Source organism: Flagellimonas spongiicola (assembly GCF_023502425.1).
In the GTDB taxonomy this organism is placed as follows: Bacteria; Bacteroidota; Bacteroidia; order Flavobacteriales; family Flavobacteriaceae; genus Flagellimonas; species Flagellimonas spongiicola.
The window spans coordinates 795,866-822,190 of the sequence record NZ_JAMFMA010000002.1; the positions used below are offsets into that span (position 1 = coordinate 795,866).

Below are 26,325 nucleotides of genomic sequence, written 5' to 3' on the forward strand. Positions count from 1 at the left end.
ATTAATCATGATTTATTTCGTTCTAGATAAGACCAAGATATTCAGCATGAGAAGTCACTTTGTTGTTTTTCTAACAGTTCTCCTTTTCAGTAGTTGTTCCAATGATGAAACAACTCCGGAGATAGCACCCGAACGAAACTTTAAAATGGGTTTTACCACCTGGAGTTTTGGACCTAATCCTGAAGATGTCAATACCACCTATGCATTTTTGGGCAACCATGGAGACATCTATACCGAACATATTGATAATAGCATTCCTTGGAACGCTTGGATTAATGATGGCCCCCTTCCATTAGCCTTTACAAATGAGATTGCAGGAAAGGTGCAACGCAAGATTGCTGGCCTGACACTTTTGCTCTCTGTTGGCCTGTTCAATTTAAATCGAGATGAACTTGCTTTGGATTTTGACGGGAACGCTCCTTCATATACCGACTTGGATGATGCGGATATTGAAAATGCCTACTTTAAGCACATCGATTATTTGGTTGACGCCTTTGAACCTGATTATTTGGTCATTGCGATTGAAGTAAATGAACTCAGTTTGAATGCACCCGAAAAATGGGAAGCTTATAAAAGCTTGATTACAGAAGTGAAAACCCGTATCGAGCAATCCCATCCGGGTGTAAAGATTTCGGAGTCCATCTCATTGCACAATCTATTCCAGCCCGACACCTCCAACCCCGAGGCACACATTCAAGACCTATTTAACCATATCAACCAGAATGAGTTTGTGGCCATCAGTTTTTATCCCTTTCTAAAAAATCTTGGGACAAAAAGCCAATTTCAAGAAGTATTCGACTTTTTACACAACAACACCAACCGGCCAATTGCCTTTGTGGAAACAGGGCATATTGCAGAAAACTTGGTGATTCCCAATTTAGGCGTGTCCATTAACGGAAACGAGGAAGGGCAAAACGCCTACTTGGAAACCCTTTTAGAAAATGCCACAAACCATGATTATGAGTTTATCAGTTGGTGGGCACACCGGGATTTTGATGCCCTTTGGGAAACGTTTCCTGAGGAAGTCAAGGATTTGGGGCAATTATGGCGAGACACAGGACTTTTAGATGAAAACGGTAATGAAAGGGCTGCTTTTTTAACCTGGTCCAATCAATTTTGATAGCAGTTGTAACCAAATTTTCCGAACTTGTTATCCATGACAGCTCCAAGTTGGAACTTGGCAAACATTTCTTTTATGCCGTGAAAACGGAAATACGTCCATTTAAATTCAAATTTTGCCTTAGATGAGAAATTTAATTTACTGCCTTTTAGTTTTAGGACATTTAATAATAAAGGCCCAAAATTCTGAATACGCCATCTCATCCTACCAAACGGAGGGTACCAAAGCACCAAACACCCATTATTTAGGTGAAGCGTGGCTTAATGCAATTATACATGATGATGCGGATTTAGGCTATAGCATAACCAAAGCAACTTTTAAAGCCAACTCAACGCTTGATTGGCACAAGCATAGTTCTCCTCAGGTATTGATTATTATAGAAGGGGAAGCCTATTATCAAGAAAGAGGAAAAAGGGCAATAGTTTTAAAAGAAGGAGACATAATAAAATGCCAATCTGATATAGAACATTGGCATTCTTCAACTAAGAATAGTAACGTCACATACTTGGCTTTATACGGCGGGGATAAACCCACAATTTGGACTGAAGTTTTAACAAGGGAATATTACAACAAAGTTGCCGAAAGCTTGATTAAAAAATAAAATCACAGTGCTGGTATAATAGGATCAGAAATTTAAAAATGGGTTTAACCCTTTCCGTCCACTAAAGTGGACACCTTTCCCAAAATGGAAAGGAGCATTTTGTTTTGGGTTTACAACTCTTAAATATATTTATGTACTAATTTATATTCGCAAAGAAAATGAGATGGCAGTAAATACATTCAACCCTCAACCCATGACCTTATGAAAAGCTACATAATCTTATTTCTTGTTGTCTTATTCTCGGCAAACCAAACCAATAAAGCCGAGGAAATCGTGTCAAATTATTTGTTGGAATCCAATAGGTACAATTTTGAAAAAGCATCAGTATTCTTGGACCCAAACTATAAGGAAGAATTCATTGATGGATCTACTGAAGTGGAAAATCTACAACAACTCAAAGATTTTATGGCGTGGCGCAAAGTGTTGAACTCCAAGTCCACGCTTTTGTCCATAAAGGCGTCCAAAGATACCGTCAACACTGTAGAAAGTATTTATCATTTTATGGACGAGATTCTCCAAAGAAAACCAAGAACATTTAGCATCAGCTATGTGTTTAAAGGGGATAAAATCCTTAAGTCCATCATCGACACTTTACCGGGGCATTCAGAAACGGTACGTTTTAACAGGACCCAGTTTATGGCCTTTCAAAAATTCTGTGACCAAGAGGGGACAGATTCCGCAATGGGCATGAATGGTGAAGGGGCCCAAGCGCTCAAAAACGCACTGGAACGCTACAAAAAAAGTCGTTGACTTGCCTTACCCGCCTTGCATGTATTAAAACCGATAACTGGCCCCAAATTGCATACGCCAGCGCGAGTTTTGGTTATCTACCACCCAAGGGGTAGCATCCGTATTGCTGTATTGAAATTGTGGCTGATTGTTTTCAATGCCTCGGAGCCGCAGTAAACTGAAATTGGAGTTCACCACATTGGGCACAAATACCAATCGGCCCCAATCCCTGTTGATCAGGTTGAACACATTAAAGATGTCCATTGAAAAACGGAGTTGCTTGCTCCCCTTTAAATTCAGGTTATAGGCCAATTTGGCATCCAAACGGTGGTTCCAGGGTGTTTTGGATTCATTCCGTTCAGCATACCCGCCGCGATTGCTGCGCAAATAATCATTGCCTTCAATAAAAGCGTTCAAACGTTCCCATTGTTGGGCCGCGGTTTGCGTGATATTTCCATTACCATCTTCAATAGGGATAAGGTTGATTTCCGAAGCATCTCTTGGAATATAGATAAGGTCATTTCTAGAAGATCCATCCCGATTGACATCGCCTTGATATACAAAAGAAAACGGGCTGCCAGAAGTACCATTGTAAAGTGCTGAAAATTCCAATTTCCCTGTCTTCCCTAAATCAAAACCGTAGGTGTGGGTGCTCACAAACCGATGTCGCAAATCAAAATTGGAAGCCGACAAGCTTGGTGCATTTGGGGTTATGGATTGGTTCCACTCGTAATTGGCTGCCGGGGAGCTTCGCACTGTGCTGGAAATGTCCTTGCTACGTCCAAAAGTATACCCAACGTATCCATTGTAATTAAATGCGGATTTGGATAGCCCCAAGGTCAAGTTGTAGCGGAAGCCATTGTCTGAGTTCGTCAACAAAAACACATTGGTGAAATTTGGATTGATTTTGATGGCATCTCCGGTCTCCAAAAAATAGGAACGGTTATCAGCGCCATCAAAAGTACCTTGGTTATCCCTTCGGTTTATGGATTGAAAGAAAATGCCCTTTAGGACTTTGGTGTAGGAGGCATCAAAAGTCAAATCGTAATTGTTGGGCAATTGAACATTCAGGCCAATATTGCTTTTCCAATCGCGCGGCAATTCAAAATCGTTGTCCACCAAATTAATTTCCGCAATGGGCGAATCTCCCGCCAAATCGGAAACATCGTTTACTATGGTCTGAACACCATCGGGCCGCACGTCCACATTAAAATATTGGGTGCCAGAAATATATTCAGCATAAGCAAACCACAGATAAGGTAGTCTTCCTGTGAAAAGCCCGGTGCCACCATGCAGTTTTAGGGTTCTGTCCTCGTCAAAGGCGTATTCAAAACCAAATCTGGGGTTAATGTGTGGCGCTGTTCGGATTTTATTGCTGAACTGACTGAACTCTGGGGTTCTGGTAACCTCATCGCTTAATGGAATATCATTCAATAAAAATTGGGAATCCAATCGAAGTCCAAAATTCAACGAAAGTCTATCCGAAAAGCGAAAACGATCTTGGGCGTAAAGGCCTGCAACCAAAATATCAACGGTGGCCGATGGGGTACTTTGTACAAAGTCAAAGTTGTTATCGTTCAAGCGATACACCCCACGAATTCGTGAGGGTCGGTCGTTCAAGAAATTATCAACAGAACTATACTCCCAACGTCCATTCCAAGCTGATAAAAAACCATAATCGATATCATTGTATTGTGCCAAACCACCAAAGGTGAAAGTATGTTTGTTTTTAAACAGGGTGAACTTATCTGAGATTTGAAGGGTGTTCAACTTGGTATTGTACACAGAGGCTTCCCGATAGGTTCCAGCAAAAATTCGGTTGGATGCGTCAGAAATCTGCAAATGCGGAAAAACTTCGCCATCAAAATCACGTCCTTCTTTGCCATAATTGTAACCAATACTCAATAGGTTGGAACTGGAGTTTTTAAAATTAGATTTCAATTCTGCTGTAAAACTGTTGGCCACACTATTATGTCTAAACCCTTGATTTCCAAAATTGAAAATGGACTCATTCCATTCCAAGTTGTCTGCAAAACTGTTCACGTAATTGTTGCGTAAAGTCAATTTTGTCCGGTCCGAGATATTGAAATCGAAGCGAAGAAAGAGTTTGGTGCTGTTGGTTTTGAGCGCAGCATCAGTGAAAGTACCAGGGTCATAATTGTAGTCCGTTTGTAATTTGTCCACTATTTGGTTGATGGTCTCCACGGAAATATTGGAACTGGAACTACCAGGAGCATTTAAGACCGGATTGTTGGAGGTGGCTTGTTCAAAGTTCACAAAATAGAAGAGTTTATCCTTTTTTATGGCACCCCCTTTGGAAAACCCAACTTGAAAATCGTAAAAGGACTGCACATTTTGTTCCGTACCATCAGCATATCTGCCCACCAAAGCTTGATTATTGCCATAGGCATAGACTTCAGTTTCTCCAGCATTGGTTCCGTTCTTGGTCACCACATCCAAATTGGCGCCAGAGAAGTTTCCTATACTCACATCAAAAGGAGTGGTTTTAACGGATAATTGTTTGATGGCCCCAAATCCTATGGGTTGGGTGCGTGCCAAACTCCCGGGACTACCATTGGCAGAAGAACCTGCCGCACCACTGGATGGTTCTTGAAACCCAATGACATCATTGTTTGCAACACCATCAATGTTGAGGTTGTTAAAACGATTGCTGGCCCCAGCAAAGGAATTAAGATTGGCCTCTGGAAGGTTACGAGTAAGATCTTGAATACTTCGTGTAATGGTCGGTGTATTCTTTAAAGCTTCAGAATTTATGGTTTGTTCAAATTCTGAAGGAGCATTCTCACTGGCGATGACCACTACTTCATCCAATGTCTCTCCCTGTTCATTCAATATAAAATCCTGATGGGTGATTTCACTAAGATTAATGCTGACAGCCTTTAAAGATACCGATTGGTATCCCAAAAAGCTAACCATTATGGTGTAGGCGTTTCCAGGCGGGATGTTCAATACCGAATAATACCCTGATTCTTGGGAAACGGCACCAAATTTAAAATTGGTTTCGGAATCCGTAACTACAATGTTTGCGAATTCCAAAGGAGCTCCATCAGGAGTCATTATTTTACCTTCCAATTTTCCGGTGGTTTCTTGTGTATAGGAAATAGCGGCCCATAGCAGGGCTGCTAGCAATATGCTATTTTTCATAAAAAGTGTTGCCTAAGTATTACGCGTAATTTGGTGGGTTGATTTAGTTTACGCTACTGTACCTTGACAGCTGCTACCTGCTCCTGCAGTGCAACCATAACAATGTTGTGAAATCACGATGTTTCTGTCGTTTAACAAATCTTCGTTGTAATCCTTTATGTGCTTGATTTTGTTGGCTACTTTGAGGTCCAACATTTGATTGAAATCGCAATCGTACAACCAACCATCCCAGCTTACCGAAATGGTATTGGTACACATTACATTTTCTACTGCTGCTGGATTGTACGCATCTACAAGCGCATACATATAATCCTCATAGTTATCCGAAGCGATCAAATAATCCAAGAACCTGGAAATGGGCAGATTGGTGATGGCAAAGAGATTATGGAACTGTATTCCGAAATCTTCATCGAGTGCTTTTTTGAAATCCCTTTCCATTGCGGCCTGATCGCCTGGTAAAAATGCACCAGAAGGATTGTAGACCAAATCCAATCGCAAACTACTGTCTGGTATTCCATATCCAACGGCATTTAGTTCTTGTAGTGCCTTTATGGATTTATCAAAAACACCATCACCACGTTGTTTGTCCGTCTTGCCTCTTGTGTAATGCGGCATGGAGGATACAACATGTACATTGTGTTTTTTGAAGAATTCTGGGAGATCATAGTATTTTTTGTTCGCTCTGATAATGGTAAGGTTGGAACGCACAATAAAATCTTGGATGCCAGCTTTGGCGGCTTCTTCTACAAACCATTTGAAATTTGGGTTCATCTCAGGTGCTCCCCCTGTCAAATCCAAGGTATGGGCACCGGTATTCCGAATTACCTCCAGGCATTGTTCCATGGTTTCCTTGGTCATGATTTCCTTTCGGTCAGGCCCCGCATCCACATGACAGTGTTCACAGACCTGGTTACACATATACCCCACATTGATTTGAAGAATCTCCAATTTTTGTGGTCGCAAAGGAAAATGTCCAATTTCTGCAATTTTGTCCTTAAAATAGGGGAGTTCTCCGTCAGCAAAGATCCCTCCATTTAAGATATCCAATTGTCTATTGATAGATGCGAGTTCGCCATCCCTTGCCTTTAGGGATTTTTTGGCGGCCTTTTTCATTTGAGGCAATATACTTTGTTCCATTTTAAACGCGTTGGCCCATTAAATACCAAAAGGTATTTACATGGAAAGTTTGTTGTATTTATTCATCATTTGGACACCATGTACCAAGGTGGCTCCACTCTCAATGGCGGCTCCAGCGTGCACGGCCTCCATCATTTCTTCTTTGGTTATGCCGCGTTGCAAGCCATCTTTGGTATAAGCATCTATACAATACGGACATTTGACCACATGGGCCACGGCCAAGGCAATCAAAGATTTTTCGCGTGCACTTAATGCGCCTTCTTCAAACACTTTGCCGTAATAATCAAAAAACTTTGTACCCAGTTCTTCACTCCATTCAGTGATTTTACCAAATTTTCTTAAGTCCGCTGGGTCGTAATATGAGTTTGCCATTTCTGTTCTGCTTTTAGGGTTGATTATGACGTTACCAATAGATTTGGCAACGAACAAATTGAATTAATTGGACCTAGATGGTCCAGATAAAATCGAATTAAGCAAAACTAAGGGGAGAGCCCTTGTTATGATAAAGTGAATAATGACCTGAATCGTATAGCCAGGCAGTAAATGCATTGAAATGCCCTGTACGCTGGAGGAGTTTGGAAATCAATTGCCTCCAAAAAAGAGCTGAACCCTTTAGGGCGCGATAAAATTGCTTTAGATCAGACAAGCTGTCCACATCTTGTAAGGCGTCCAACTTAAAAATGGAACACATAGATTGTGAAAAACGTTCTTCTGTTGCCTTTAAAAGGGAAACATGTTGCCAAGGAAGCTTTTTAAAGGTTACCGAGTCAAAATTAGACTTGTGTATACCTAAAAGATAAATGCCGCCATCTGAAGATGGACCAATTACTGTTGAGTTCTGGCTAATATTGGATGCGGCCTGAAGCAAATGACCAACCGTTAAATTTGGACTATCGTTACCTATGGTGATAACCTGATCAAAGCCTTGTTTAAATGTCCATTGTATTGCATTACTAAATCGTTCTGCAAAAGAATCCCCGAATTGTTCTTTTTCAGTGAGGTGAAAATAGGGCATTCCGGAGGCCTCGATTACAGAAAGCGTATGAACAGTCAACGCTTCAAATAGCTCTTTTTTTGGGATGGTTTTCTTCCATTGCCATTCATAGCTAGCTGAATTGGCAAAAAGGAGTATGGCCGTATTATGTTGACTTCGATTCTTCAAACGAATTGCAATTCCTATAAACTTACGACAATAAGTAATACCATTTTAGGTCGGCGTTGGGCATTTCGAATTACAAAAACCAGCAACTTTTTCGAAATTTAACAAACAGACCCATCAGTTTGTGGAAGTGTTTTTCATGTTCAAATAGTTCCGGATTAAAATCTAAAGATATTCGACAAGATGAAGAATTGACTATTTTTTGAAGTAAAAACAGACCAGCAGGTCGGTAAAGATCGTATTTAATTGTATGGATTTGTAGGCTAAATTCATCCTCAAATCCTAATTTTATGCAGCAAATAGCCCTAAAACTATGGCAAGCTCCAAAATTGATACAACTAACATAGGACTCGTGCTTTCTGGAGGGGGTATCCGAGGGATGGCACATATTGGATTGCTAAAGGCAATGCAGGAGCGGGACATTAAGGCAAATTATGTTGCGGGTTCTAGCGTTGGTGCATTGGTTGGCGCGTTATACGCTAATGGTAATTCTATTGAGGACATGCTTGGATTTTTTCGAGAAACCCCCTTGTTCAAGTATGATTTTTTTGCCATTAACAAACCAGGATTTATCGATACTGAACGCTATTTCAAATTATTTAAAGGGTATTTTCCAGAAAACTCCTTTGAATCCTTGGAAAAACAGCTGTTCGTTGTAGCCACAGATTTACTTAAGGGTGATGAAAAAGTCTTTTCCGAAGGAGAATTGATAAGGCCGTTACTGGCATCTGCAGCACTTCCTCCCGTATTCAGTCCTGTTGAAATTAATAAGGTGCTCTATTCTGATGGCGGTGTAATGAACAATTTCCCAAAAGAATATGTGGATGACAAGGCCGATTTCATTATTGGCAGCAATGTCTCAATTGCAGGCGAAGTCAACAAAAAAGCCATCCGTAATTCTATTCTATTGGCAGGGAGAGTGACTGGCCTAATGATTTACGCCTCAAGCCACCGCAAGCTCTTGGAATGTGACGTACATATTGAACCAAAGGAACTTGAAGGCATCGGTGTTCTAGATAAAAAAGGAATTGAAAAGGCATTTGCTATTGGATATGCTCACGGGAGCAAAGCCTTGGACGAGGAAATGGTTACATAATGGACCTAGACATCATCGTAGTCAATTTTCAATGTTGGCGTAGTAGGATGTGCTTGACAGGTCAAAATCAATCCATCGGCCACCTCTCCATCAGTTAAGATTTGATTCTTCACCATTTCAGCCTTTCCTTCTGTAATTCTAGCAATGCAACTGCTGCAAACACCACCTTGACAAGAATATGGCGCATCGATTTTTTCCTTAAGGACAGCATCTAGCACCAAGCTTTTTTGGTCCATGGCAAAGGAAAACGTCTCGTCATCCACCAACACCTCAACATGGGTCTGTCCGTCAAGTGCATCAGCCATTTCATCTTTGGTATTGGAGGCCGTGAACAATTCGAATAACACCTTTTCCGCTGAAACGCCATTATTGGTCAACGTATCGGAAACCGTTTGAATCATCTCCTCCGGACCGCAGAGATAATATTTGTCAAAATCGGTTTCCTTGTATTTATTTTTCACTACAAAATTCACGGTAGACGATTCAATTCGGCCAAACAATGCATTTTCAGCTTGCGCACGACTAAACACATATTGGATAAAAAACCTCTCGGAATATTTATTGACTAAATCCTCAAGTGCCCCATAATACATCGTTTCTTCAGGACTTTGGTTACCAAAAACCAAGACAAAAGTATTGTTAGGGTTGTTTTCCAGTACGGATTGAGCAATACTCAGTATTGGTGTGATTCCACTACCCGCTGCAAAGGCGGCAATGTTTTGAGGCTCTGAAGTATTCTCAAAAATAAATCGACCTTCTGGTGGCATGACTTCCAATACATCGCCGGAGCCAAGGTTTTCGTTGGCAAAAACAGAAAATGTACCATTAGGTACTTTTTTTATTCCTACGGTTAGTTGGTTAGAGGAAGGTGCGGAAGAGATAGAATAAGCTCTGCGGACTTCTTCGCCATTAATGGTATGTTTTAGGGTAATATATTGTCCAGCGGTAAAAGAAAAAGTTTCGGTTAAATTGGCCGGAATTTCAAAACTAAGTGCCACGGCATTTGGGGTTAATTTGTCAACGGCAGCTATTTTTAGTGCATGGAAATCACTCATGTAGTTCAATTTTTGTGCAAAACTAAGGAATCAGGCTATTTTCGAAGGATTTTGAATCAAAAAGAATCCTTAATTGTAACAAATTGGATATTTGTTGTACTAACCAATCGTAAAAAACCCAACCATGTTCAATCGATTTATAAACCTTCAATGGAAATCATTTTTTAGGTCGTCTTCATTTGGAAAGGGATTGGCCTTGAAAATACTGATGCTATTTTTCGGCATATATATGCTTGTATTTTTAGTAGGAGCAGGAATTGGATTGTACTTCGGACTACGAAAATTATTTCCATCAGAAAACCCCATGTGGATGTTGAGCCAATTCTTGGTGTATTGGGTCTTAGTTGAGTTGTTCTTTCGGTATTTCATGCAAAAATTACCCGTAATGGACATCAAACCCTTGCTAAATTTGCCCATAAAGAAAAGTTCGATTGCACATTATATCTTGGGTAGATCAGGACTCTCTGGTTATAATTTAATTGCACCCTTCCTATTTGTTCCGTTTGCTATTGTTTTGATTGCGCATGACTATCCAATCTTGAATGTTTTAATCTGGCTTTTGGGAATTTTCGGTATTGTGCTCAGTATTAACTATGTGAATTTTATTGTCAATAAAAGCGACAAGGCCTTGGGCATAATTGGCGGCTTAATATTGACATTATATGGATTGGATTACTTTGGTGTGCTTGAGGTAAGGGAGTTTTTTGGACCCATTTTCCATGGCTTATACCAATACCCAATTACTGCGATTATTCCTATTGCGATAGCCCTTATAGCTTATTATTTGAACTACAGGTTTTTGAAACGGCAAATTTTCTTGGATGCTTCGCTCAAAACAAAATCAAAAGAAGCCAAAACCTCAGAACTAGCATGGACCAGACGTTTTGGCGACATGGGACCATTTCTTCAATTGGATTTGAGATTGATATGGAGGAACAAACGAACCAAGGCGCAAGTATTTATTTCCTTGCTCTTTGTATTCTATGGATTGATATTCTATACCCAAGAAATGTATGCCAATTCAATGCCGATGTTAGCATTTTTAGGCATATTCATGACTGGGATATTCCTTAGCAATTTTGGCCAATTTATACCAGCGTGGGATAGTTCGTATTATAGTATGATAATGTCCCAGAACATTCCATTACGAAAGTATCTAGAGTCCAAGGCAAGTTTGATTTCCGTTAGTGTGATCGTAATGTTCATGCTAACCATCCCCTATGTATATTTTGGATGGAAGGCTCTGGCCATCAATTTTGCAAGCGCTATCTATAATTTGGGTGTTAACATTCCCGTCATTCTGTATTTTGGATCATTCAACAAAAAACGCATTGAATTGGATAAAAGTCCATTTGGGAACATGCAGGGCACCAGTGCGAATCAATTCTTGATCATGTTGCCCGTTTTAGGCCTTCCCATTATACTGTTTTCCCTTCTGAGTTATTTCGTTTCATTGGAAGTAGCATTAATTGCACTTTCGTTGCTTGGGGTAATTGGTTTTGCACTTAAGAATCCATTATTGGATAGAATAACGGAACAGTATCGCAAAAAGAAATATGGAATGATTGCCGGGTTTAAGGAAAAAAACAATTAGTAAAACATACATTGATTTCAATCTAAGACTATGATAACCACACATAACCTTACAAAAAAATATGGATCACAGTTGGTTTTGAATATAGACCATCTTGAAATTCCAAAAGGCCAAAGCTTTGGGCTTGTGGGAAATAATGGGGCTGGTAAAACCACCTTTTTTAGCCTGCTATTGGATTTGATACAACCTACCTCTGGACATATCGAGAACAATGGGTTTCAGGTTAATACAAGTGAGGATTGGAAACCAATTACTTCGTCCTTTATTGATGAATCTTTTTTAATTGGCTACTTGACTCCTGAGGAATATTTTTATTTCATCGGGGATTTGAGAGGAAGAAACAAAGCCGATGTGGACAAGTTATTGTCCAATTTTGATGATTTCTTCCACGGCGAAATTTTGAGCCAACGTAAGTATCTAAGAGATTTATCGAAGGGGAACCAGAAGAAAGCGGGAATTGTAGCTTCCTTTATCGGTAATCCTGAAGTGGTGATTTTGGACGAACCTTTTGCGAACCTTGATCCAACCACGCAAATCCGTTTGAAAGCGATCATCAAGGACTTGGCTGCAAAGGAAGGGGTTACCGTATTGGTGTCAAGTCATGATTTATTGCATGTTACCGAGGTATGTGAGCGTATTGTTGTTTTGAATAAAGGTGAGATTGTAAAAGACATCCAGACATCTCAGGAAACGCTTAAAGAATTGGAAACTTTTTTTGCAGGATAAAAGTACTCGTGCTTATGGGATTTCATTGAGTTCGTTGAGCATTAGGTCACGTACTTCTTCGCGTAGTGTGGATTTATCCTCCTCCCCAAGAATACCGGTTTCGAAAAAGGGATGCACCTTGGCACGCACCCGCCCCGGACTACCGCTCAAAAAGGTAAATGAGAAACGTTTCTTATTATCATAAAAGACGATGGGAACTATTGGAATTTTATGCGCTATGGCCATTTTGAACGCACCATCCTTAAATTCATCCAACACAATGGATTCGTCAGGAACACCACCTTCCGGAAAAATACATATACTCAATCCTTGATCCAACCTTCGTTGTGCCCTCAGATAAACACCGGTTCTACTTTTAATACTTTCCCGATCTACCATGATGCATACCCGCTTATAAAAAAATCCAAATAGAGGGATTTTTACCAACTCCTTTTTACCAACAAACACAAATGGATTTTTACTGACGACCAACATCAACATGATATCCAACATGCTGGTGTGATTGGACACCAACATATAGCTTACCCCTTTTTGCATTTGCTGCTCCCTTTCAATTTTAGGGATACAACCCATACCAATTAGGATGGGCCACGCCCAACAATTTCGAGCTAGCCAGAAAAATTGCTTGTATGTTCTTTCGCTTAATGTGGTAAGTAGCAAAAAGGGCAGGAAAAGAATTATCAAAACCGCTACTAGCACATAAAACCATATGCGGTAAAGGATATGCCCTAAGTTCTTGATCAATTGGATCATGGTCGCAAAAGTAGAATTTTTGAATATCTTTAAGGAAATGACCTTAAAAACTTGATTATGGGAATCTTATATGCAATTTTGATTGGAGCCGCGGCCGGTTGGTTGGCAGGAAAAATTATGAAAGGTGGTGGATTTGGGGCATTGATCAACATTATTTTGGGTATTGTAGGTGGTGCTGTAGGCAATTGGCTTTTTGTACTTTAGGCATTCAAATCGGTTCTGGAATTGTGGGGGATTTGGTTACTGGTGTCATTGGTGCAATAGTTATTCTATTTGTCGCGGGCCTTTTCAAAAAATAGGGTTTTAACTTCTTTTAGGAATACCAATTCATTCTTGCTTTTTTAATCCCTATTGGATTGTTACTTTTACGGCTCAAAATTGAGCTATGGCCAGAATATTGACTGGAATTCAAAGTACAGGAACACCGCATTTAGGAAACATTTTGGGAGCGATTATGCCTGCCATCCAAATGGCATCTGACCCAAAAAATGAATCCTTCTTATTTATCGCGGATATGCATTCTTTGACCCAAATCAAAAACGGAGAGGAATTGCGGAACAATACCTATGCTACGGCTGCTACCTGGCTAGCATTTGGTCTAGATATTGATAAAAGTGTTTTTTATAGACAAAGTGATGTGCCGCAGGTTACTGAGTTGGCCTGGTATCTCAATTGTTTCTTTCCTTACCAACGTTTGACTTTGGCTCATTCATTTAAAGACAAGGCGGATCGTTTGGAAGATGTCAACTCAGGCTTGTTTATGTACCCCATGTTGATGGCGGCCGACATCTTGCTTTATGACGCTCATTATGTGCCCGTTGGCAAGGACCAACAACAGCATCTAGAGATGACAAGGGATGTTGCATCACGATTCCATAATCAGTTTGGTGAAACCTTTGTTATGCCAGAAATTATTCTGCAAAAAGAGACGATGTATATACCCGGAACGGATGGTGCAAAAATGAGCAAGAGCAAGGGGAATATCATCAACCTATTTCAACCGGATAAAAAGCTTCGCAAACAAATCATGGGGATTGTAACAGATAGTACACCTATGGAGGACCCAAAGGACCCCACCAATGATAACGTGTTTGCACTTTATAAAATCCTGGCCCAACCTGAACAGATAGAAGAAATGAGTGCCAACTATCTTGCTGGCAATTACGGTTATGGGCATGCAAAACAGGCATTGTTTGAGGTTATTATGGAGAAATTTGAAGAACCACGTGAAAAATTTGATTACTACATGAACCATTTGGATGAGGTGGATGAGGCTTTGGCCATTGGTGCAGAAAAAGCCGCTAAGGTTGCCAATGGTGTTTTGGAACGCGTTAGAGAAAAGGTGGGGTACTAATTATATCGCTTCAAAAATTTTCCCAGGAAGTGGGCGTACAACACCCTTTAGTTCCAAAGACAGTAAACTGGAAGAAACCAAAGCGATAGGCAGCTGGCATCCACGTGCAATATGATCCAACAATTGCTTGCCTTCATTGCGCAGATGGTCGAGTATCAAACGTTCGTTTTTATCCAATTCAATTGTCGCAAATAAGTGCTGTTGTGAAGGAATGGTTTTTCCTTTAGCCTCTAACTCCCAACCCAACAAATAAACCAGCTCGGCTGCTGAGGTCAGTAATTGAGCTTTATGTGATTTAATGAGATCATTGCAACCTTTACTTTGCTTGTCAGAAACCCTACCGGGCACTGCAAAAACCTCTCTGTTGTACCCATACGCTAAATCTGCAGTCACCAGACTACCTCCTTTTTCTGCGGACTCAATTACTAAAGTTGCTTCGCTCATTCCTGCAATTATTCGGTTTCGTTTTAAGAAATTCTCACGGTCCGGTTGAGAGGTACTCCAGAATTCGGTCATAAAACCCCCATTGGCTTCAACTTTATTTTGATAGCGCCTATGTGTTTTAGGATAAATTTGGTTTAAACCATGTGCCAGGCACCCTATGGTCTGTAAACCATAATCCATTGCCTTTTTTTGAATCGTGATATCCACTCCATATGCAAAACCACTTACGATGATTGGGTTCATGGGAGCTATTTCAGCAATAAAGGATTCGCAAAAGGCCATCCCGTAACTCGAAATGTTTCGAGTGCCCACTACACTGATGATTTTTCGTTTTTTTAAATCAATATTGCCCCGATGGAACAATAAGATCGGGCCATCTATACAGTGTTTTAAAAACTCAGGATATTCAGAATCGGTAAAATAGGAATACCCGATTTTTTCAGACGTAATAAACCTATATTCGGTCTCAGCTTCTTCTGCATAGCATGGACTTTGTAAACCTTGTAGGGTGATTTTGCCAATTCCATCGATTTTAAGAAGGTGTTGGATTTTATCCGAAAAAACTGCAGATGGACTGCCACAATGGGCTATGAGTTTTTTTGCGGTCAAATCCCCAATATTGGGAACGGCTTGCAGACGAAGCGCCGCAAGAATTTCATCCTCAGTCATTTATTAAGTAGGTTAAGTTGTCCACAAAATACAGATTTTCAAATGTTAATAAAAAGTTATGAAGCATATTTCGTGCTCTGACTTTTTTTTCAATATTTGTGACCATGCGGATAGATGCGTACATAGAAAAACTGTTGTTCAGTTACAATTGTGTAGTTGTGCCTGGATTTGGTGCTTTTTTGGCGCATGGAAAATCTGCAGAATTGGATAAAACCAACAAAACCTTACTTCCTCCAACCAAGGCAATTTCATTTAACGCCCAACTCTCCAAGAATGATGGACTTCTTGTATCCCACATTGCCAAGGAGAAGAATTTGGGGTATGAAGAATTATTACAGGAAGTTGAGCAAGTTGCTGAGAATTGGAACAAACGCCTAGGTGATGGCGAACGAATTGAGTTATTCGGGATAGGTAAATTGTGGTTGAACAATGAACGGAAAATCCAATTCCTTCCAGAAAACAAAACCAATTATTTAACATCTTCCTTTGGACTGGCGGCGTTTGCAGCCACACCTATTCAGCGGGAAGTGTTGAAAGAAGAGGTGGAAGAAATGGAAGAACGTATTCCGTTTATCATTACCCCTGAAAAAAGAACAGAAAGCCCTTTTAGACCTTGGTTAAAATATGCGGCCATCGTATTGTTGGCTGTTTCTGTTGGCACCACGTCATTTAGAACTTTTGATCAATATCAAAAAGAAAGCCATAGTGTTGCTCAAGAGAATGCCAGAAAACAAGTTGAGCAACATATACAGGCAGCTACTTTTTTCGATAGTGCACCGTTTGAACTTCCAGCTCTTGAAATTGCGATAAATAAGAAAAAGATAGGCAAACACCATATCATTGCTGGTGCCTTTCGTGTGGAAGAGAATGCGGAGAAAAAGGTTGGTCAATTGAAACTAAAGGGATACAATGCCTTTTACTTAGGGTTGAACAAATTTGGTTTGCATCAGGTTGCCTATGATAGTTTTGAAGACCCTAAGGAGGCGCTTTCCTTCTTACATGAAGTAAAGAAAACAGATTCCCCAGATGCCTGGATGCTTTCTGAGCGATAATCCACTTTCATTTCTTTAAAAGCACAATCCACTTCAATATCTTTGCGCAAAATTTAAAGCTATGCGCGCAAAAAAGCCCAGTGAATCAAGAACTGTAATGACCGACATGGTTTTACCAAGTGAAACCAATCCATTGAATAATCTTTTTGGCGGAGAATTATTGGCCCGAATGGATCGGGCTGCCAGTATTGCAGCAAGGAGGCATAGTAGGAGAATTACCGTTACCGCTTCCGTAAATCATGTGGCATTCAATCGTTCTGTACCGCTAGGGAGTGTTGTTACCGTTGAAGCTTCAGTTTCCAGGGCATTTAAGACTTCTATGGAAATATTTATTGATGTTTGGATGGAAGATCGCTTTACAGGTGAACGAACCAAAGCCAATGAGGCCATTTACACTTTTGTGGCTGTCGATGATACCGGAATCCCAACAGAAGTACCACCATTACAACCAGAAACGGAATTGGAAAAAGACCGTTTTGATGCAGCACTACGTAGAAAGCAATTAAGTTTGGTATTGGCCGGGAAAATGAAGCCTTCAGATGCTACAGAACTAAAGGCGCTGTTTCTGGGAGATTAATATGTAAAGACCTTAAATCCAAATGAGGGGACAAATAAAAACGTGTTGTTGAAGCGTTCTTTTTGCTCCGGGGCAACTTCAATATTCATTATATCGTATAGTGCATCAGTGTTTATAAAGACACCCAAAGATTTACCAATTTTATACGTAAGTGACGTTGTTAAATTAAGCGAAACGGCATCATCTTTGAATTTAGTAAGCATATGTTTATGGCGATAGATACCATAGCCCACACCCAATCCAGATTTCAAGTTTAGCCTTGGAACCCGCAAATTAAAAGTAGAACCAACAGTGGCATGAAAATGGGTTAGTTTAGTAACATCTATTTGTCCTATTACACTTAAATTATCAACTTCTGAATCCGTGTGGCCGTAACGAACTCCGGCGTACCAACGGTTATTAAAATTGACGTTTATCAATAATACATGGCCAGATTTCAATGAATAACCCTGACGTAAGAAGTTATTGCCTATTGCAGAAGGCATAGCATATGAAATCCCGATTTCGCCAATATAAGGCGTGACTGTTTCGGCTTTGTCCATTTGTTGTGCCCATAAATAATGTCCAAAACATAATGAAAAGAAGGGCAATAAGTATGTGGCTTTAAAACTGGAAGTCATAATTGTTATTTGTAATTACAACCTCCTTTTCGCCCTGCTCTGTAATACCGTTGTATCTCAGTTGATACTCGATCAGTATTGGCTCATTTTGGATGTGATCAAAAGTTATCCTAAACTCATTTTCGTTGGGAAAAACCTCGTATGATTTGTTACTTAAATAAGCCGTTGTAACAGAATTATCTTCTTCAATTAAAATTTCCTTGAACTTAGAGTTATACTTCAAGCCAAGAAATAAGGTGTCGGTTAAGTTGTTTTTCCGTGCAATAAGAATTTCTGAAGTTGCAATTTTATTAAGGGATAAAGATGGGATTTCATAGGTTGAATTCTTCAAAGTCAACTTTTCTACTCCTTCAATAAATTGCGTTGGAAAGTTGGCGTTGTATTCCGGATTATTTGACTCATTTATGACTAGAAATAGTTTTTGCTCGTTGGAAGGTGAAATTGTTGTGACGGCAAAAGACCCATTTACTTCTATGTTGGACATACCGATGACATCTACATCTTCATATGGTGATATTGCAAAAAACAGTAATGGAGAAATGAATTCGCCGGAGGCAAAAGCAACAATTGGTAGTGCCGCTGTTTCTGTTCCAAATGATGCGCTTAGATTTCCTTTGAACAATAAACGGGTGTTATCGTCGTAATAAAGCTCGCAACTAAAGAGGAAAAGCATACTAACAACCAACCACAAGAATCGATACATAAATTAAGATTAGGGATGTAGTATGCAATCTCCAATAATGGATTGAAATTCTATGCTGTTATTTGATAAATGACCGTTTTGAATTGATCAATGAAGGGTATTAACCAATATTAATGGATTGAGAAGTAGGGTGCGAAAATTTAAAAATCAAAATTATCAGGATCGGGGCCAAAACGTTGACCGCGGTCCAGTGCATCCAATCTAGCCATATCTTTATGATTCAATTCAAAATCAAAAAGGTTTGCATTGGCTATGATACGCTCCTTTTTAGAGGATTTAGGAATGGTCACCACTCCTTTTTGTAGGTCCCAGCGCAGTACAATTTGAGCTACGGTCTTCTGATACTTCGAGGCCAGTTCCTTTAAGATGTCCAAATCGAAGATATTTCCTTGCATCATTGGAGACCAAGCCTCATATTGGATTTTATGCTGTTGGCAATAGTCCACTAGATCCTGTTGAACCAAGTAAGGATGAAACTCCATTTGGTTTACCATGGGCACAATTTCAACGGTAGGAAGCAGGTCTTCCAATTGCTGCTTTAGAAAATTACTCACACCAATTGCACGTACCCTTTTCTCCTTATACAATCGTTCTAAGGCTTTCCAGGTATCTTTTGATACATCACCTTTTGGCCAATGGATAAGATATAGATCCAAATAATCCATTTCCAATCGTTCAAGACTGGCATCAAAAGCTTTTAAGGTGGAATCGTAACCTTGATCGGAATTCCAAACTTTACTCACCACAAACACAGCTTCTCTTGGAATCTGACTTTCCCTGATTCCTTGTCCAACACCTTTTTCATTGTTATATATGGAGGCGGTGTCCACATGTCTATACCCGTGTTCCAAGGCTACCTTTACGGCGTTGGAAACTTCCGAACCATCTTTTGAAAGGTAAACACCTAACCCAAAATAAGGCATCTGCACACCATTGTGCAATTCAAATGTACCCTGTAAATCTGTTATTTTTTTCATCTCAAAGTTGGTATATCCAGTCTTCCGGATTTAAACGGTTAGTATCCTGATATAAATAGAATTTAAGCTTGGTCGAACCATCAAACCGATTGGTATAAACATCGCCTAGAATAGCCTTAGCAGCTACTTTGTCCCCTTTTTTAACGTAAAGATTGGTCAAATTGTAATACGTGCTGATGTAGTTACCGTGCTTTATGGAAACACCGCGACTACCTCCGGGGACTGACATAATTGCAATAACCTCTCCTTCAAAAATGGCCCTAGCTTTACTTCCTTTGTCAGTGGCAATAGTTACACCGTTGTTCCGATGTTTGATGCCAGGATAAAAACGGTCAGCGTATACGCCATAACCTTGACTCTTAATTCCTTTTTCAACGGGCCAAATCAATTTTCCTTTATTTGCTGAAAAACTGGATGCCAATAATTTGGCTTCTGGTGTTAATACAAATTTGCTACGTGAACCTGAAGACCCCGCTTTCCTATTTGTACTGGCAATGGCATTTTTGATCAGACGATCAATTTCCCGGTCAATCTTCCGTGCTTCTTTTTGTTTTTGTGTGATGGCCGCAGTGTACCTACTTTCGTTTTGACGTATGCTTGTGAGTAGGTCTTTTTGTGTTTGTATTTCCTCAAACAAGCCTGCTTTGGCTTTTTTGTTTTCCGCAAGTAGCTGTTCCTTGGCCTTTCGCTGCACTACCAAGGCTTGATTCAATTGCGCCAACTTATTGGTTTTTTCCTGAATCGCGTCCCCTTGCTTTTTGCGATGCTTTGCATATTGCTCCATGTATTGAAGCCTTTTGAATGCTTGGAAAAAGTTATCGGCAGAAAGTAGGAACATCAATCGATTGTTCTGCGTTTTATTCTGATAGGACTTTCGTATAAGCTGGGCATAATCATCCTTTAGGATTTTTAGATCGTCCCGTAGTTTACTAATGGTCCTAATGTTTACGTTGATTTGCCGATTAAGGAGGTTGGATTGCTGATTAGTGACCCGAATAAGTTCTTGCCGGACATTGATACGTTTGTCCAGAGCTTCCATTTGATCTAAGACATCGCCTTTTTCTTTTTTTTCCGCAAAGAGAAGCCTGTTGATTTCCTTTATCTCCTGTTGCAACCGTTCTCGTTTGGCCTCCAAGGCCTTTTGCTCGCTTGTTTGGGCCTGTGTAGGTGCACCTAGGAAGAATGTAAAAATCAATAAGTAAATAAAATAGGGATACTTATTGAACATATTACTTTAATATAATTTCATCAAACCCTTTTGGAATTTTATAAGGAAAATTCAAGGGCTTGTTCAATTCTAAACTTCTAAAACTTAGGTCGATTGTAGTGTTCTCGTTATTCTCCAATGCTACAATCTGGATTTCATTGGGTACAATCTTACCAGAAATATCCTGATAGGTATATTTGGCAATCAGCCATCTATTTTCCTCCGGTTGGGCAATTTCCTGGGATTCAATCTTAAAGTTAGCAGGCTCCAATTGGAACAATATCTTGAAGAACTCCCCAGCTTTCTTAGGTTTTAACTGATAATTGGCACCATTTATTGTAGATGCATATTTTTCTTCTCTTAAATCAAGTACTGCATCACCCAAAAGCAGATTCTGGACCTTTTCAAAATCCAATTCGGTACCAAGAAGATCACTCAGATAACTAAAATCACCATCAAAATATTCGTTCTGGAGTTTGTTATAGAATGAAACTTTTTCTGGCGTAATATGCGCTTTGACCATTCCTAGCGGTGCGCTTATCCAAATAACATTGTCCTTTTCCATTCGGAAGCTAACCGTAACGCCTTGTTCTTCCTTACCATTGGAATAATCAATTTTTACACGGCCACTTAGGGTTTTAAAATCAAGTTGATTCGCATAATGATTGTCAATAATCTTTTTAGCAGACAATCTCGAGTCTACCTCACCTACTGCAATGCTCTTTGTTGATTTACATGCGGAAAGTGCGAATAGTGCCAAACAAGGAATAAGGATATACTTCTTCATCATCACAATCCAGGTTTTATTTTGTTCAGGTATTCATTGGCCTTGGCAGTATTACCAATAGTTTTATAAGCTTCAGCTAGTTCTTTATAGATTCGATTGGCCAGGACATCATCATCAAAAAGGTAGTCCAAAGCACCTTCCAGGACTTCTATGGATTTTCCTGTATCACCTTTTCCGTTTAAGGCATTGCCATAGGCAAAATGGAAATAAGCCTGTAAGGGATAGGTTTCCAGAGCGTTTGAGGCCAGTTCTTCCAACAATGTATAGTCACTTTTCCCCATCGCGTCCTCCATTTCGGATTTTATGCTGGAAAGGGGGTCGGTATTCTGAACGGTATTCTGCCTTTTGGTTGGTGTGTTAGTCCTCTTGGATGCTAGTTGCATTGAATCCTTGATTTTAGAGCTAAGGTCTTCAACAAAACGGGAATGCTCCATGGACTCAAGAACAGCCATAGCCTCAGAATACTTGGACTTTTTGAAAAAGACCAACGCTAGATTTTGCTTCAGAAGTGAATTATCTTTTGGAATACGATCATTAATGCTTTCAATAGGTCTATTTTGACCTTCTAAAATAGTAACGAGGTTTTCCAAATACCAAAAGTCTTCAGGGTTTGAATTCAGCGCTTCTATCGCATATTCCTGTGCTTGGACATATTGTTTGTCCAGATAATAGGTTTTGGCCAACTGATAGTCTATGACGTCGTTTAAAGGGTCCAACTCTTTGCAAGCAAAGAAGAGATTAATGGCACGGTCATAGTTCTGAATGCTCTTTTGCTTCAGCGCTTCAAAGAACTTTTCCTCGAATTCATCAGTATAGGCCTCCAAAAACAACTCGGCGCTTTCTTCCTCCTGAGCAAACAAAGGTTGTGCCGTTACTAAAAACAGTGTTGTCAACCCTATTATGTTAAGCCGAGTTTTCATTTGTCAATCTAAACCAAAACGGAATAATCGCCGATGCTGATGGATTCAAAATTACCATCAAAAACCACATGGTTCCCAATCATGGCATTATCCAGGTTTGCATTGGAAATTTTACTATTGGATTGAATCAAACTGTTTTTGATAGTACAATTTTCCACAACAGTGTCTGCTCCGACAGACACATATGGGCCAACTGTGGCATTTTTTATAATCACATTATCGCCAATAAAACAGGGTTCGATAATGTTTGCATTCTCTTGTTGAACCGAATCGGAAATCAAGTTTTCCCCATCATTTTCCAAAAATCCAAGCATACGTTGATTGGTTTCCACGGTAACGTTTTTGTTTCCGCAGTCCATCCATTCATCTACTTTTCCAGGCACAAACTTCATGCCTTTTTCCATCATACGTTTGATGCCGTCATTGATTTGGTATTCACCACCATTAATTATCTGATTATCCAAAACATATTGAAGCTCGTTTTTCAGCACACCAACATCCTTGAAATAATAGATGCCAATAACAGCTAAATCCGATACAAATTCCGTTGGTTTTTCTACCAATTCAACAATTTCGTTATCGGAATTAAGATTCACTACACCAAAAGCTTCCGGATGTTCCACCTGCTTCACCCAAATAACACTATCCGCATTTTTATCCAGGTCAAATTCTGCTCGTATCAAAGTATCAGCGTATGCAATAACGGCAGGACCACTTAAGGATTCTTTGGCGCTCATAATGGCATGCCCTGTGCCTAAGGGTTGGTCTTGTCTGTAAATTGATCCTTTTGCACCCAAATCTTGAGCCAAATCCATCAAACTTTGTACGACATCGTCTCCAAAAAAGGCAGGATCACCCAAAATAAAGGCGACCTCTTCAATTTGTTCACCCAACACCTTTGCAATATCGCTAACCAGTCTGTGGACAATAGGTTTACCTGCAACTGGTATCAAGGGTTTGGGTACGGTGAGTGTATGTGGTCTTAATCGGGAACCTCGTCCCGCCATTGGTACAATTATTTTCATTCAATCGTTGATTTCTATATTATGTTTTTTCGCAATTTTATTGAATAATTCTATTTTGCCCTCCTTTTGCATGTCCCTATAAAATAGTCCCATACTGTGTTCGGCATCTTGTGCATAAGGAGAGTTAGCTTCTTTATACATCAAGTATGCTTTGAACATATCATTTAGCCCATTTTTATAGTCTTTGGTTAAATGGTAAAGTCTTCCGCGACCGTAGTAACCTTCCGCGTCATTTGGATAAACATTTATATAATTATCCATGGCTTTTATGGCACCGGGGTAATCTTTGTTGAATTCAGAGGCATAGGCAATATTTATTAAGGGCATTTTCCCTTTAGGGTCAATTTCCAATGATTTTCGATAATACTTAATCGCTTCGTCATATTCACCCAGTTTTCTATAGCTGTAGCCTAGCATGTCCCAAGCAAACGCAAAATTCTCATCAACTTTCAATGCCTTTCTATATTCTCGAATTGCATTTTCAAATTGACCTTTTTCAAAAAAAAGCTGCCCCTTATCATATAAAACTTGAGCCCTTTTTCTATTTGATACGGAGTTTTCGCTCTTTAAGTCTCGTGAACTAAGTAAGATTTGCATTGGTTCGCAACTTCTTAATAGATGCTCCTCTATTTCTTTATAGTTTTTGTCGGCGTTGATAACAATGTCGCCCTCTTCAATTTGTAAAGAATCAGGTAAATTTTCCGCAGAATAAGAAGCTAATGTATTCGTAGTCTTTTCCAGGGAATTTAAAAGAGAATTTTGAAGTTGTTCCGATAGGATAGATGCAGAGATACATTCTTTGATCCTTTCAAATTTAGTAGTTTCTTGTATGGTAGTTTTAATGTTGGATATGCAATTGCAGGCTTCATCCGAGACTTTTTCTATCTCGGTAGTTTGAGAAACCACAGAATTTACTGTAATGAAGCATAAAAGCTGAAATAATCCAAATCTCATAATTTATGTTTTTCCTGTACTTCCGAATCCCCCTGTACCTCTTTCTGTTTCAGTCAACACTTCCACCTCTTCCCAATCCACACGTTCATGTTTGGCTATGACCATTTGGGCAACTCTTTCCCCATTTTCTATGGTAAAATCTTCGCAGGAAAGGTTGACCAATATCACTCCGACCTCACCGCGGTAATCGGCGTCCACGGTACCAGGAGCATTTAAAACAGAAATACCTTTTTTAGCCGCCAACCCACTTCGTGGTCTAACTTGTGCTTCATAGCCTACAGGTAATTCCAAATAAATTCCAGTAGGAACTATGGTTCTTTCAAGGGATTTTAATGTGATTGGTTCTTTAATGTTTGCCCTTAGATCCATTCCGGCCGAAGCCAAAGTTTCATAATGTGGTAAGGGATGTTCGGATTTGTTGATGATCTTAACTTTCACGCTGCAGAAATATCGCTTTTAGCTTTTCGCCCTCCATTTTATATACTAACATCAAAAATAGGAAAAGTAAGAGCCCGCCAGCTATTAAATTTCGGTTAAAAGCATAAAAAGCTAGACTGGCGAAAACCAACGAAACCGATAAATAAAAAATAATCTTCCGCATATTATATGGGACGGGGTAGTATTTTCTTCCAAAATAGTAAGAGAGTAACATCATACAACCATAGGCCGCCAGTGTAGCCAAGGCTGACGCCATATACCCAATTTTATCAATAAAAGCTACATTGATGATCAAGGTAATGAGGGCTCCAATGGATGAGATATAGGCTCCAAATTTGGTCTGATCTGTTACCTTATACCAAACCGAAAGATTATGATAAATGCCCAGACAAAAGCTGGCGAATAAGATAATCGGAACTACTTCCAATGCCTCCCAATAGGTGGAATTTCGGATAAAGAGTTTGCCTAAAGGTTCTAAGAACACCACTACCGTCAATAATATCACGCTACCTAGAATAACAAAATAATTGGTGATTTGGGCATAGGTACGTTGTGGTTTCTCCGAATTGGCGTGACTAAAGAAAAATGGTTCAACCCCCATTCTGAATGCCGTTCCGAACAAGGTCATGAACAATGCAAGCTTGTAACATGCTCCGTACTTGCCCACTTCTGATGCCGCGGTGTCCGGAGGAAGGAGTTCCGTGAGTAGAATTTTATCGAAAACCTCATTGATGGTGAAAGCGACACCAGCTATCATTACTGGGCCCGCATACTTCATCATTTCTTTCCACAGCTTGAATGAGAAGGTATAGTTAGCCTTGATATACGTGGGAATCAGTAAGACTAATGTAAGCGCACTTGCAATTATATTGGAAATAAAAATGTACTGGATTTCCCATCCGGGGGTATAGATTCCAGCGAAAAGTCCATCTGGAGACTGGGTTGCAAGTCCGGGTAAAATCAATAAGAAAAAGACATTGAATCCGAGATTTACTGCCACATTAATGGTTTTGAGGACAGCATATTTCATTGGTTTTTCCAATGCCCGTAATAGCGCAAATGGAATTATGACCAATGCATCGAGCACCAAAATATAGGTGGTAAATTCAATGTAGTCAGGATTGATGTTTGTGAAATCGGCAAAATTTTGCTTCACCAGTAGTGCGAATATCAAGAACAGTAAGGATGTGCTCATTAAAGAAACGAGCGAGGTTGAGATTACCTTTTGTTTCTGCTCTGTCTTGTGGTAGAAGCGGAAAAAAGCCGTTTCCATTCCGTAGGCCAAAAAAACGTTGAATATGGCAATCCAAGCATAGATATTAATGTATTGCCCATAGCCAGAAGCATTCTCGAAAACAGAGGTGTATAATGGAAGCAAAAAGAAAGAGAGCACCCTTGGCAAAACTGTTGCCAATCCGTAAATAAAAGTCTGTTTAAATAGCCGTTTAAGAGGGTTCAATGGA

The 26,325-nt window shown here is 39.8% G+C and carries 27 protein-coding genes; 10 read left to right on the plus strand and 17 right to left on the minus strand.

The genetic code is table 11. The features are described 5' to 3' along the window. Window positions 1-7: 7 nt before the first annotated feature. The 3 genes from M3P19_RS09770 to M3P19_RS09780 all read left to right on the plus strand — a co-directional run bounded on the left by M3P19_RS09770 (window position 8) and on the right by M3P19_RS09780 (window position 2,471). A complete protein-coding gene (locus M3P19_RS09770; protein ID WP_249657483.1) occupies window positions 8-1,120 on the plus strand; it encodes a hypothetical protein in 1,113 nt (370 codons plus the stop codon). 124 nt (window positions 1,121-1,244) lie between these two features. Further along, window positions 1,245-1,721 carry a cupin domain-containing protein gene (locus M3P19_RS09775; protein WP_249657484.1) on the plus strand — a complete coding sequence of 159 codons (477 nt, stop codon included), beginning with the start codon at window positions 1,245-1,247 and terminating at the stop codon, window positions 1,719-1,721. A 201-nt stretch (window positions 1,722-1,922) separates the two neighbouring features. Beyond that, window positions 1,923-2,471: a hypothetical protein gene (locus tag M3P19_RS09780; RefSeq protein ID WP_249657485.1), complete on the plus strand. Its 549-nt coding sequence runs from the start codon at window positions 1,923-1,925 to the stop codon at window positions 2,469-2,471. 24 nt (window positions 2,472-2,495) lie between these two features. On the opposite strand, the gene M3P19_RS09785 is transcribed toward M3P19_RS09780, so the two are convergent. The 4 genes from M3P19_RS09785 to M3P19_RS09800 form a co-directional block, all read right to left on the minus strand. After that, window positions 2,496-5,615 (minus strand): TonB-dependent receptor, encoded by a 3,120-nt coding sequence (locus tag M3P19_RS09785; RefSeq protein WP_249657486.1) that lies wholly within the window; start codon window positions 5,613-5,615, stop codon window positions 2,496-2,498. 48 nt (window positions 5,616-5,663) lie between these two features. Further along, entirely contained in the window at window positions 5,664-6,752 is a 1,089-nt protein-coding gene (gene arsS / locus M3P19_RS09790; protein WP_249657487.1) for an arsenosugar biosynthesis radical SAM (seleno)protein ArsS, read from the minus strand. A gap of 36 nt (window positions 6,753-6,788) precedes the next feature. Next, a complete protein-coding gene (locus tag M3P19_RS09795; RefSeq protein ID WP_158776344.1) occupies window positions 6,789-7,124 on the minus strand; it encodes an arsenosugar biosynthesis-associated peroxidase-like protein in 336 nt (111 codons plus the stop codon). A gap of 97 nt (window positions 7,125-7,221) precedes the next feature. Next, window positions 7,222-7,914, minus strand: coding sequence for a TIGR04282 family arsenosugar biosynthesis glycosyltransferase (locus tag M3P19_RS09800; RefSeq protein WP_249657488.1), 693 nt, complete (start codon window positions 7,912-7,914; stop codon window positions 7,222-7,224). Between the two features lie 310 nt (window positions 7,915-8,224). Between M3P19_RS09800 and M3P19_RS09805 the strand changes: the two genes are divergently transcribed. After that, on the plus strand, window positions 8,225-9,007 hold the full coding sequence (locus M3P19_RS09805) for a patatin-like phospholipase family protein (RefSeq protein ID WP_249657489.1): 783 nt from the start codon (window positions 8,225-8,227) through the stop codon (window positions 9,005-9,007). Window positions 9,008-9,012: 5 nt separating this feature from the next. On the opposite strand, the gene M3P19_RS09810 is transcribed toward M3P19_RS09805, so the two are convergent. Further along, window positions 9,013-10,062 (minus strand): ferredoxin--NADP reductase, encoded by a 1,050-nt coding sequence (locus M3P19_RS09810; protein ID WP_249657490.1) that lies wholly within the window; start codon window positions 10,060-10,062, stop codon window positions 9,013-9,015. Between the two features lie 124 nt (window positions 10,063-10,186). Between M3P19_RS09810 and M3P19_RS09815 the strand changes: the two genes are divergently transcribed. Then, the gene (locus tag M3P19_RS09815) at window positions 10,187-11,656 is read left to right on the plus strand and encodes a DUF5687 family protein (RefSeq protein WP_249657491.1); all 1,470 of its coding nucleotides are present in this window, start codon (window positions 10,187-10,189) and stop codon (window positions 11,654-11,656) included. A 30-nt stretch (window positions 11,657-11,686) separates the two neighbouring features. Continuing rightward, on the plus strand, window positions 11,687-12,382 hold the full coding sequence (locus tag M3P19_RS09820; protein WP_249657492.1) for an ABC transporter ATP-binding protein: 696 nt from the start codon (window positions 11,687-11,689) through the stop codon (window positions 12,380-12,382). A 12-nt stretch (window positions 12,383-12,394) separates the two neighbouring features. On the opposite strand, the gene M3P19_RS09825 is transcribed toward M3P19_RS09820, so the two are convergent. Then, window positions 12,395-13,135 (minus strand): lysophospholipid acyltransferase family protein, encoded by a 741-nt coding sequence (locus M3P19_RS09825; protein WP_249657493.1) that lies wholly within the window; start codon window positions 13,133-13,135, stop codon window positions 12,395-12,397. 57 nt (window positions 13,136-13,192) lie between these two features. Between M3P19_RS09825 and M3P19_RS16975 the strand changes: the two genes are divergently transcribed. Further along, entirely contained in the window at window positions 13,193-13,339 is a 147-nt protein-coding gene (locus M3P19_RS16975) for a GlsB/YeaQ/YmgE family stress response membrane protein (protein ID WP_417953743.1), read from the plus strand. Between the two features lie 181 nt (window positions 13,340-13,520). Continuing rightward, window positions 13,521-14,489: a tryptophan--tRNA ligase gene (gene trpS / locus M3P19_RS09835; RefSeq protein ID WP_249657494.1), complete on the plus strand. Its 969-nt coding sequence runs from the start codon at window positions 13,521-13,523 to the stop codon at window positions 14,487-14,489. Here trpS and dprA read toward each other — a convergent pair whose 3' ends face one another. Further along, window positions 14,490-15,602 (minus strand): DNA-processing protein DprA, encoded by a 1,113-nt coding sequence (gene dprA / locus M3P19_RS09840; RefSeq protein ID WP_249657495.1) that lies wholly within the window; start codon window positions 15,600-15,602, stop codon window positions 14,490-14,492. It lies immediately after the preceding gene. A 104-nt stretch (window positions 15,603-15,706) separates the two neighbouring features. Here dprA and M3P19_RS09845 point away from each other — a divergent pair, with 104 nt between their 5' ends. Then, window positions 15,707-16,654 (plus strand): HU domain-containing protein, encoded by a 948-nt coding sequence (locus tag M3P19_RS09845; RefSeq protein ID WP_249657496.1) that lies wholly within the window; start codon window positions 15,707-15,709, stop codon window positions 16,652-16,654. Between the two features lie 61 nt (window positions 16,655-16,715). Further along, window positions 16,716-17,231: an acyl-CoA thioesterase gene (locus tag M3P19_RS09850; protein WP_249657497.1), complete on the plus strand. Its 516-nt coding sequence runs from the start codon at window positions 16,716-16,718 to the stop codon at window positions 17,229-17,231. On the opposite strand, the gene M3P19_RS09855 is transcribed toward M3P19_RS09850, so the two are convergent. From M3P19_RS09855 to M3P19_RS09900, 10 genes are all read right to left on the minus strand, one after another. After that, entirely contained in the window at window positions 17,228-17,851 is a 624-nt protein-coding gene (locus M3P19_RS09855) for a hypothetical protein (RefSeq protein WP_249657498.1), read from the minus strand. The two genes, M3P19_RS09850 and M3P19_RS09855, sit on opposite strands and share 4 nt — an antisense overlap. Then, window positions 17,835-18,554: a hypothetical protein gene (locus M3P19_RS09860; RefSeq protein ID WP_249657499.1), complete on the minus strand. Its 720-nt coding sequence runs from the start codon at window positions 18,552-18,554 to the stop codon at window positions 17,835-17,837. Before M3P19_RS09860 ends, M3P19_RS09855 begins: the two co-directional genes overlap by 17 nt. Before the next feature lie 140 nt (window positions 18,555-18,694). Further along, window positions 18,695-19,531 (minus strand): aldo/keto reductase, encoded by an 837-nt coding sequence (locus M3P19_RS09865; RefSeq protein ID WP_249657500.1) that lies wholly within the window; start codon window positions 19,529-19,531, stop codon window positions 18,695-18,697. Between the two features lies 1 nt (window position 19,532). After that, window positions 19,533-20,759 (minus strand): murein hydrolase activator EnvC family protein, encoded by a 1,227-nt coding sequence (locus M3P19_RS09870; protein ID WP_249657501.1) that lies wholly within the window; start codon window positions 20,757-20,759, stop codon window positions 19,533-19,535. Between the two features lies 1 nt (window position 20,760). Continuing rightward, window positions 20,761-21,528 (minus strand): lipoprotein insertase outer membrane protein LolB1, encoded by a 768-nt coding sequence (gene lolB1 / locus M3P19_RS09875; protein WP_249657502.1) that lies wholly within the window; start codon window positions 21,526-21,528, stop codon window positions 20,761-20,763. Beyond that, on the minus strand, window positions 21,528-22,445 hold the full coding sequence (locus M3P19_RS09880; RefSeq protein WP_249657503.1) for a tetratricopeptide repeat protein: 918 nt from the start codon (window positions 22,443-22,445) through the stop codon (window positions 21,528-21,530). Before M3P19_RS09880 ends, lolB1 begins: the two co-directional genes overlap by 1 nt. An 8-nt stretch (window positions 22,446-22,453) precedes the next feature. After that, entirely contained in the window at window positions 22,454-23,470 is a 1,017-nt protein-coding gene (locus M3P19_RS09885; RefSeq protein ID WP_249657504.1) for a sugar phosphate nucleotidyltransferase, read from the minus strand. Beyond that, window positions 23,471-24,424 carry a tetratricopeptide repeat protein gene (locus M3P19_RS09890; RefSeq protein WP_249657505.1) on the minus strand — a complete coding sequence of 318 codons (954 nt, stop codon included), beginning with the start codon at window positions 24,422-24,424 and terminating at the stop codon, window positions 23,471-23,473. Between the two features lie 3 nt (window positions 24,425-24,427). Further along, a complete protein-coding gene (gene dut, locus M3P19_RS09895; RefSeq protein WP_249657506.1) occupies window positions 24,428-24,862 on the minus strand; it encodes a dUTP diphosphatase in 435 nt (144 codons plus the stop codon). Continuing rightward, on the minus strand, window positions 24,852-26,321 hold the full coding sequence (locus tag M3P19_RS09900; RefSeq protein WP_249657507.1) for a lipopolysaccharide biosynthesis protein: 1,470 nt from the start codon (window positions 26,319-26,321) through the stop codon (window positions 24,852-24,854). Before M3P19_RS09900 ends, dut begins: the two co-directional genes overlap by 11 nt. Window positions 26,322-26,325: the final 4 nt, after the last annotated feature.

Excerpts from the sequence above, each read along its gene's own strand:
- lolB1 (WP_249657502.1), bottom strand. The coding sequence starts at position 21,528 with ATGATGAAGAAGTATATCCTTATTCCTTGTTTGGCACTATTCGCACTT.
- M3P19_RS09795 (WP_158776344.1), bottom strand. The coding sequence starts at position 7,124 with ATGGCAAACTCATATTACGACCCAGCGGACTTAAGAAAATTTGGTAAA.
- M3P19_RS09815 (WP_249657491.1), top strand. The coding sequence starts at position 10,187 with ATGTTCAATCGATTTATAAACCTTCAATGGAAATCATTTTTTAGGTCG.
- M3P19_RS09855 (WP_249657498.1), bottom strand. The coding sequence starts at position 17,851 with ATGACTTCCAGTTTTAAAGCCACATACTTATTGCCCTTCTTTTCATTA.
- M3P19_RS09890 (WP_249657505.1), bottom strand. The coding sequence starts at position 24,424 with ATGAGATTTGGATTATTTCAGCTTTTATGCTTCATTACAGTAAATTCT.
- M3P19_RS09775 (WP_249657484.1), top strand. The coding sequence starts at position 1,245 with ATGAGAAATTTAATTTACTGCCTTTTAGTTTTAGGACATTTAATAATA.
- M3P19_RS09825 (WP_249657493.1), bottom strand. The coding sequence starts at position 13,135 with ATGATCCAATTGATCAAGAACTTAGGGCATATCCTTTACCGCATATGG.
- M3P19_RS09820 (WP_249657492.1), top strand. The coding sequence starts at position 11,687 with ATGATAACCACACATAACCTTACAAAAAAATATGGATCACAGTTGGTT.
- M3P19_RS09780 (WP_249657485.1), top strand. The coding sequence starts at position 1,923 with ATGAAAAGCTACATAATCTTATTTCTTGTTGTCTTATTCTCGGCAAAC.
- M3P19_RS09845 (WP_249657496.1), top strand. The coding sequence starts at position 15,707 with ATGCGGATAGATGCGTACATAGAAAAACTGTTGTTCAGTTACAATTGT.
- arsS (WP_249657487.1), bottom strand. The coding sequence starts at position 6,752 with ATGGAACAAAGTATATTGCCTCAAATGAAAAAGGCCGCCAAAAAATCC.
- M3P19_RS09865 (WP_249657500.1), bottom strand. The coding sequence starts at position 19,531 with ATGAAAAAAATAACAGATTTACAGGGTACATTTGAATTGCACAATGGT.
- M3P19_RS09880 (WP_249657503.1), bottom strand. The coding sequence starts at position 22,445 with ATGAAAACTCGGCTTAACATAATAGGGTTGACAACACTGTTTTTAGTA.
- M3P19_RS09860 (WP_249657499.1), bottom strand. The coding sequence starts at position 18,554 with ATGTATCGATTCTTGTGGTTGGTTGTTAGTATGCTTTTCCTCTTTAGT.
- M3P19_RS09770 (WP_249657483.1), top strand. The coding sequence starts at position 8 with ATGATTTATTTCGTTCTAGATAAGACCAAGATATTCAGCATGAGAAGT.
- dprA (WP_249657495.1), bottom strand. The coding sequence starts at position 15,602 with ATGACTGAGGATGAAATTCTTGCGGCGCTTCGTCTGCAAGCCGTTCCC.
- M3P19_RS09885 (WP_249657504.1), bottom strand. The coding sequence starts at position 23,470 with ATGAAAATAATTGTACCAATGGCGGGACGAGGTTCCCGATTAAGACCA.
- trpS (WP_249657494.1), top strand. The coding sequence starts at position 13,521 with ATGGCCAGAATATTGACTGGAATTCAAAGTACAGGAACACCGCATTTA.
- M3P19_RS16975 (WP_417953743.1), top strand. The coding sequence starts at position 13,193 with ATGGGAATCTTATATGCAATTTTGATTGGAGCCGCGGCCGGTTGGTTG.
- M3P19_RS09785 (WP_249657486.1), bottom strand. The coding sequence starts at position 5,615 with ATGAAAAATAGCATATTGCTAGCAGCCCTGCTATGGGCCGCTATTTCC.
- M3P19_RS09805 (WP_249657489.1), top strand. The coding sequence starts at position 8,225 with ATGGCAAGCTCCAAAATTGATACAACTAACATAGGACTCGTGCTTTCT.
- M3P19_RS09850 (WP_249657497.1), top strand. The coding sequence starts at position 16,716 with ATGCGCGCAAAAAAGCCCAGTGAATCAAGAACTGTAATGACCGACATG.
- M3P19_RS09870 (WP_249657501.1), bottom strand. The coding sequence starts at position 20,759 with ATGTTCAATAAGTATCCCTATTTTATTTACTTATTGATTTTTACATTC.
- M3P19_RS09810 (WP_249657490.1), bottom strand. The coding sequence starts at position 10,062 with ATGAGTGATTTCCATGCACTAAAAATAGCTGCCGTTGACAAATTAACC.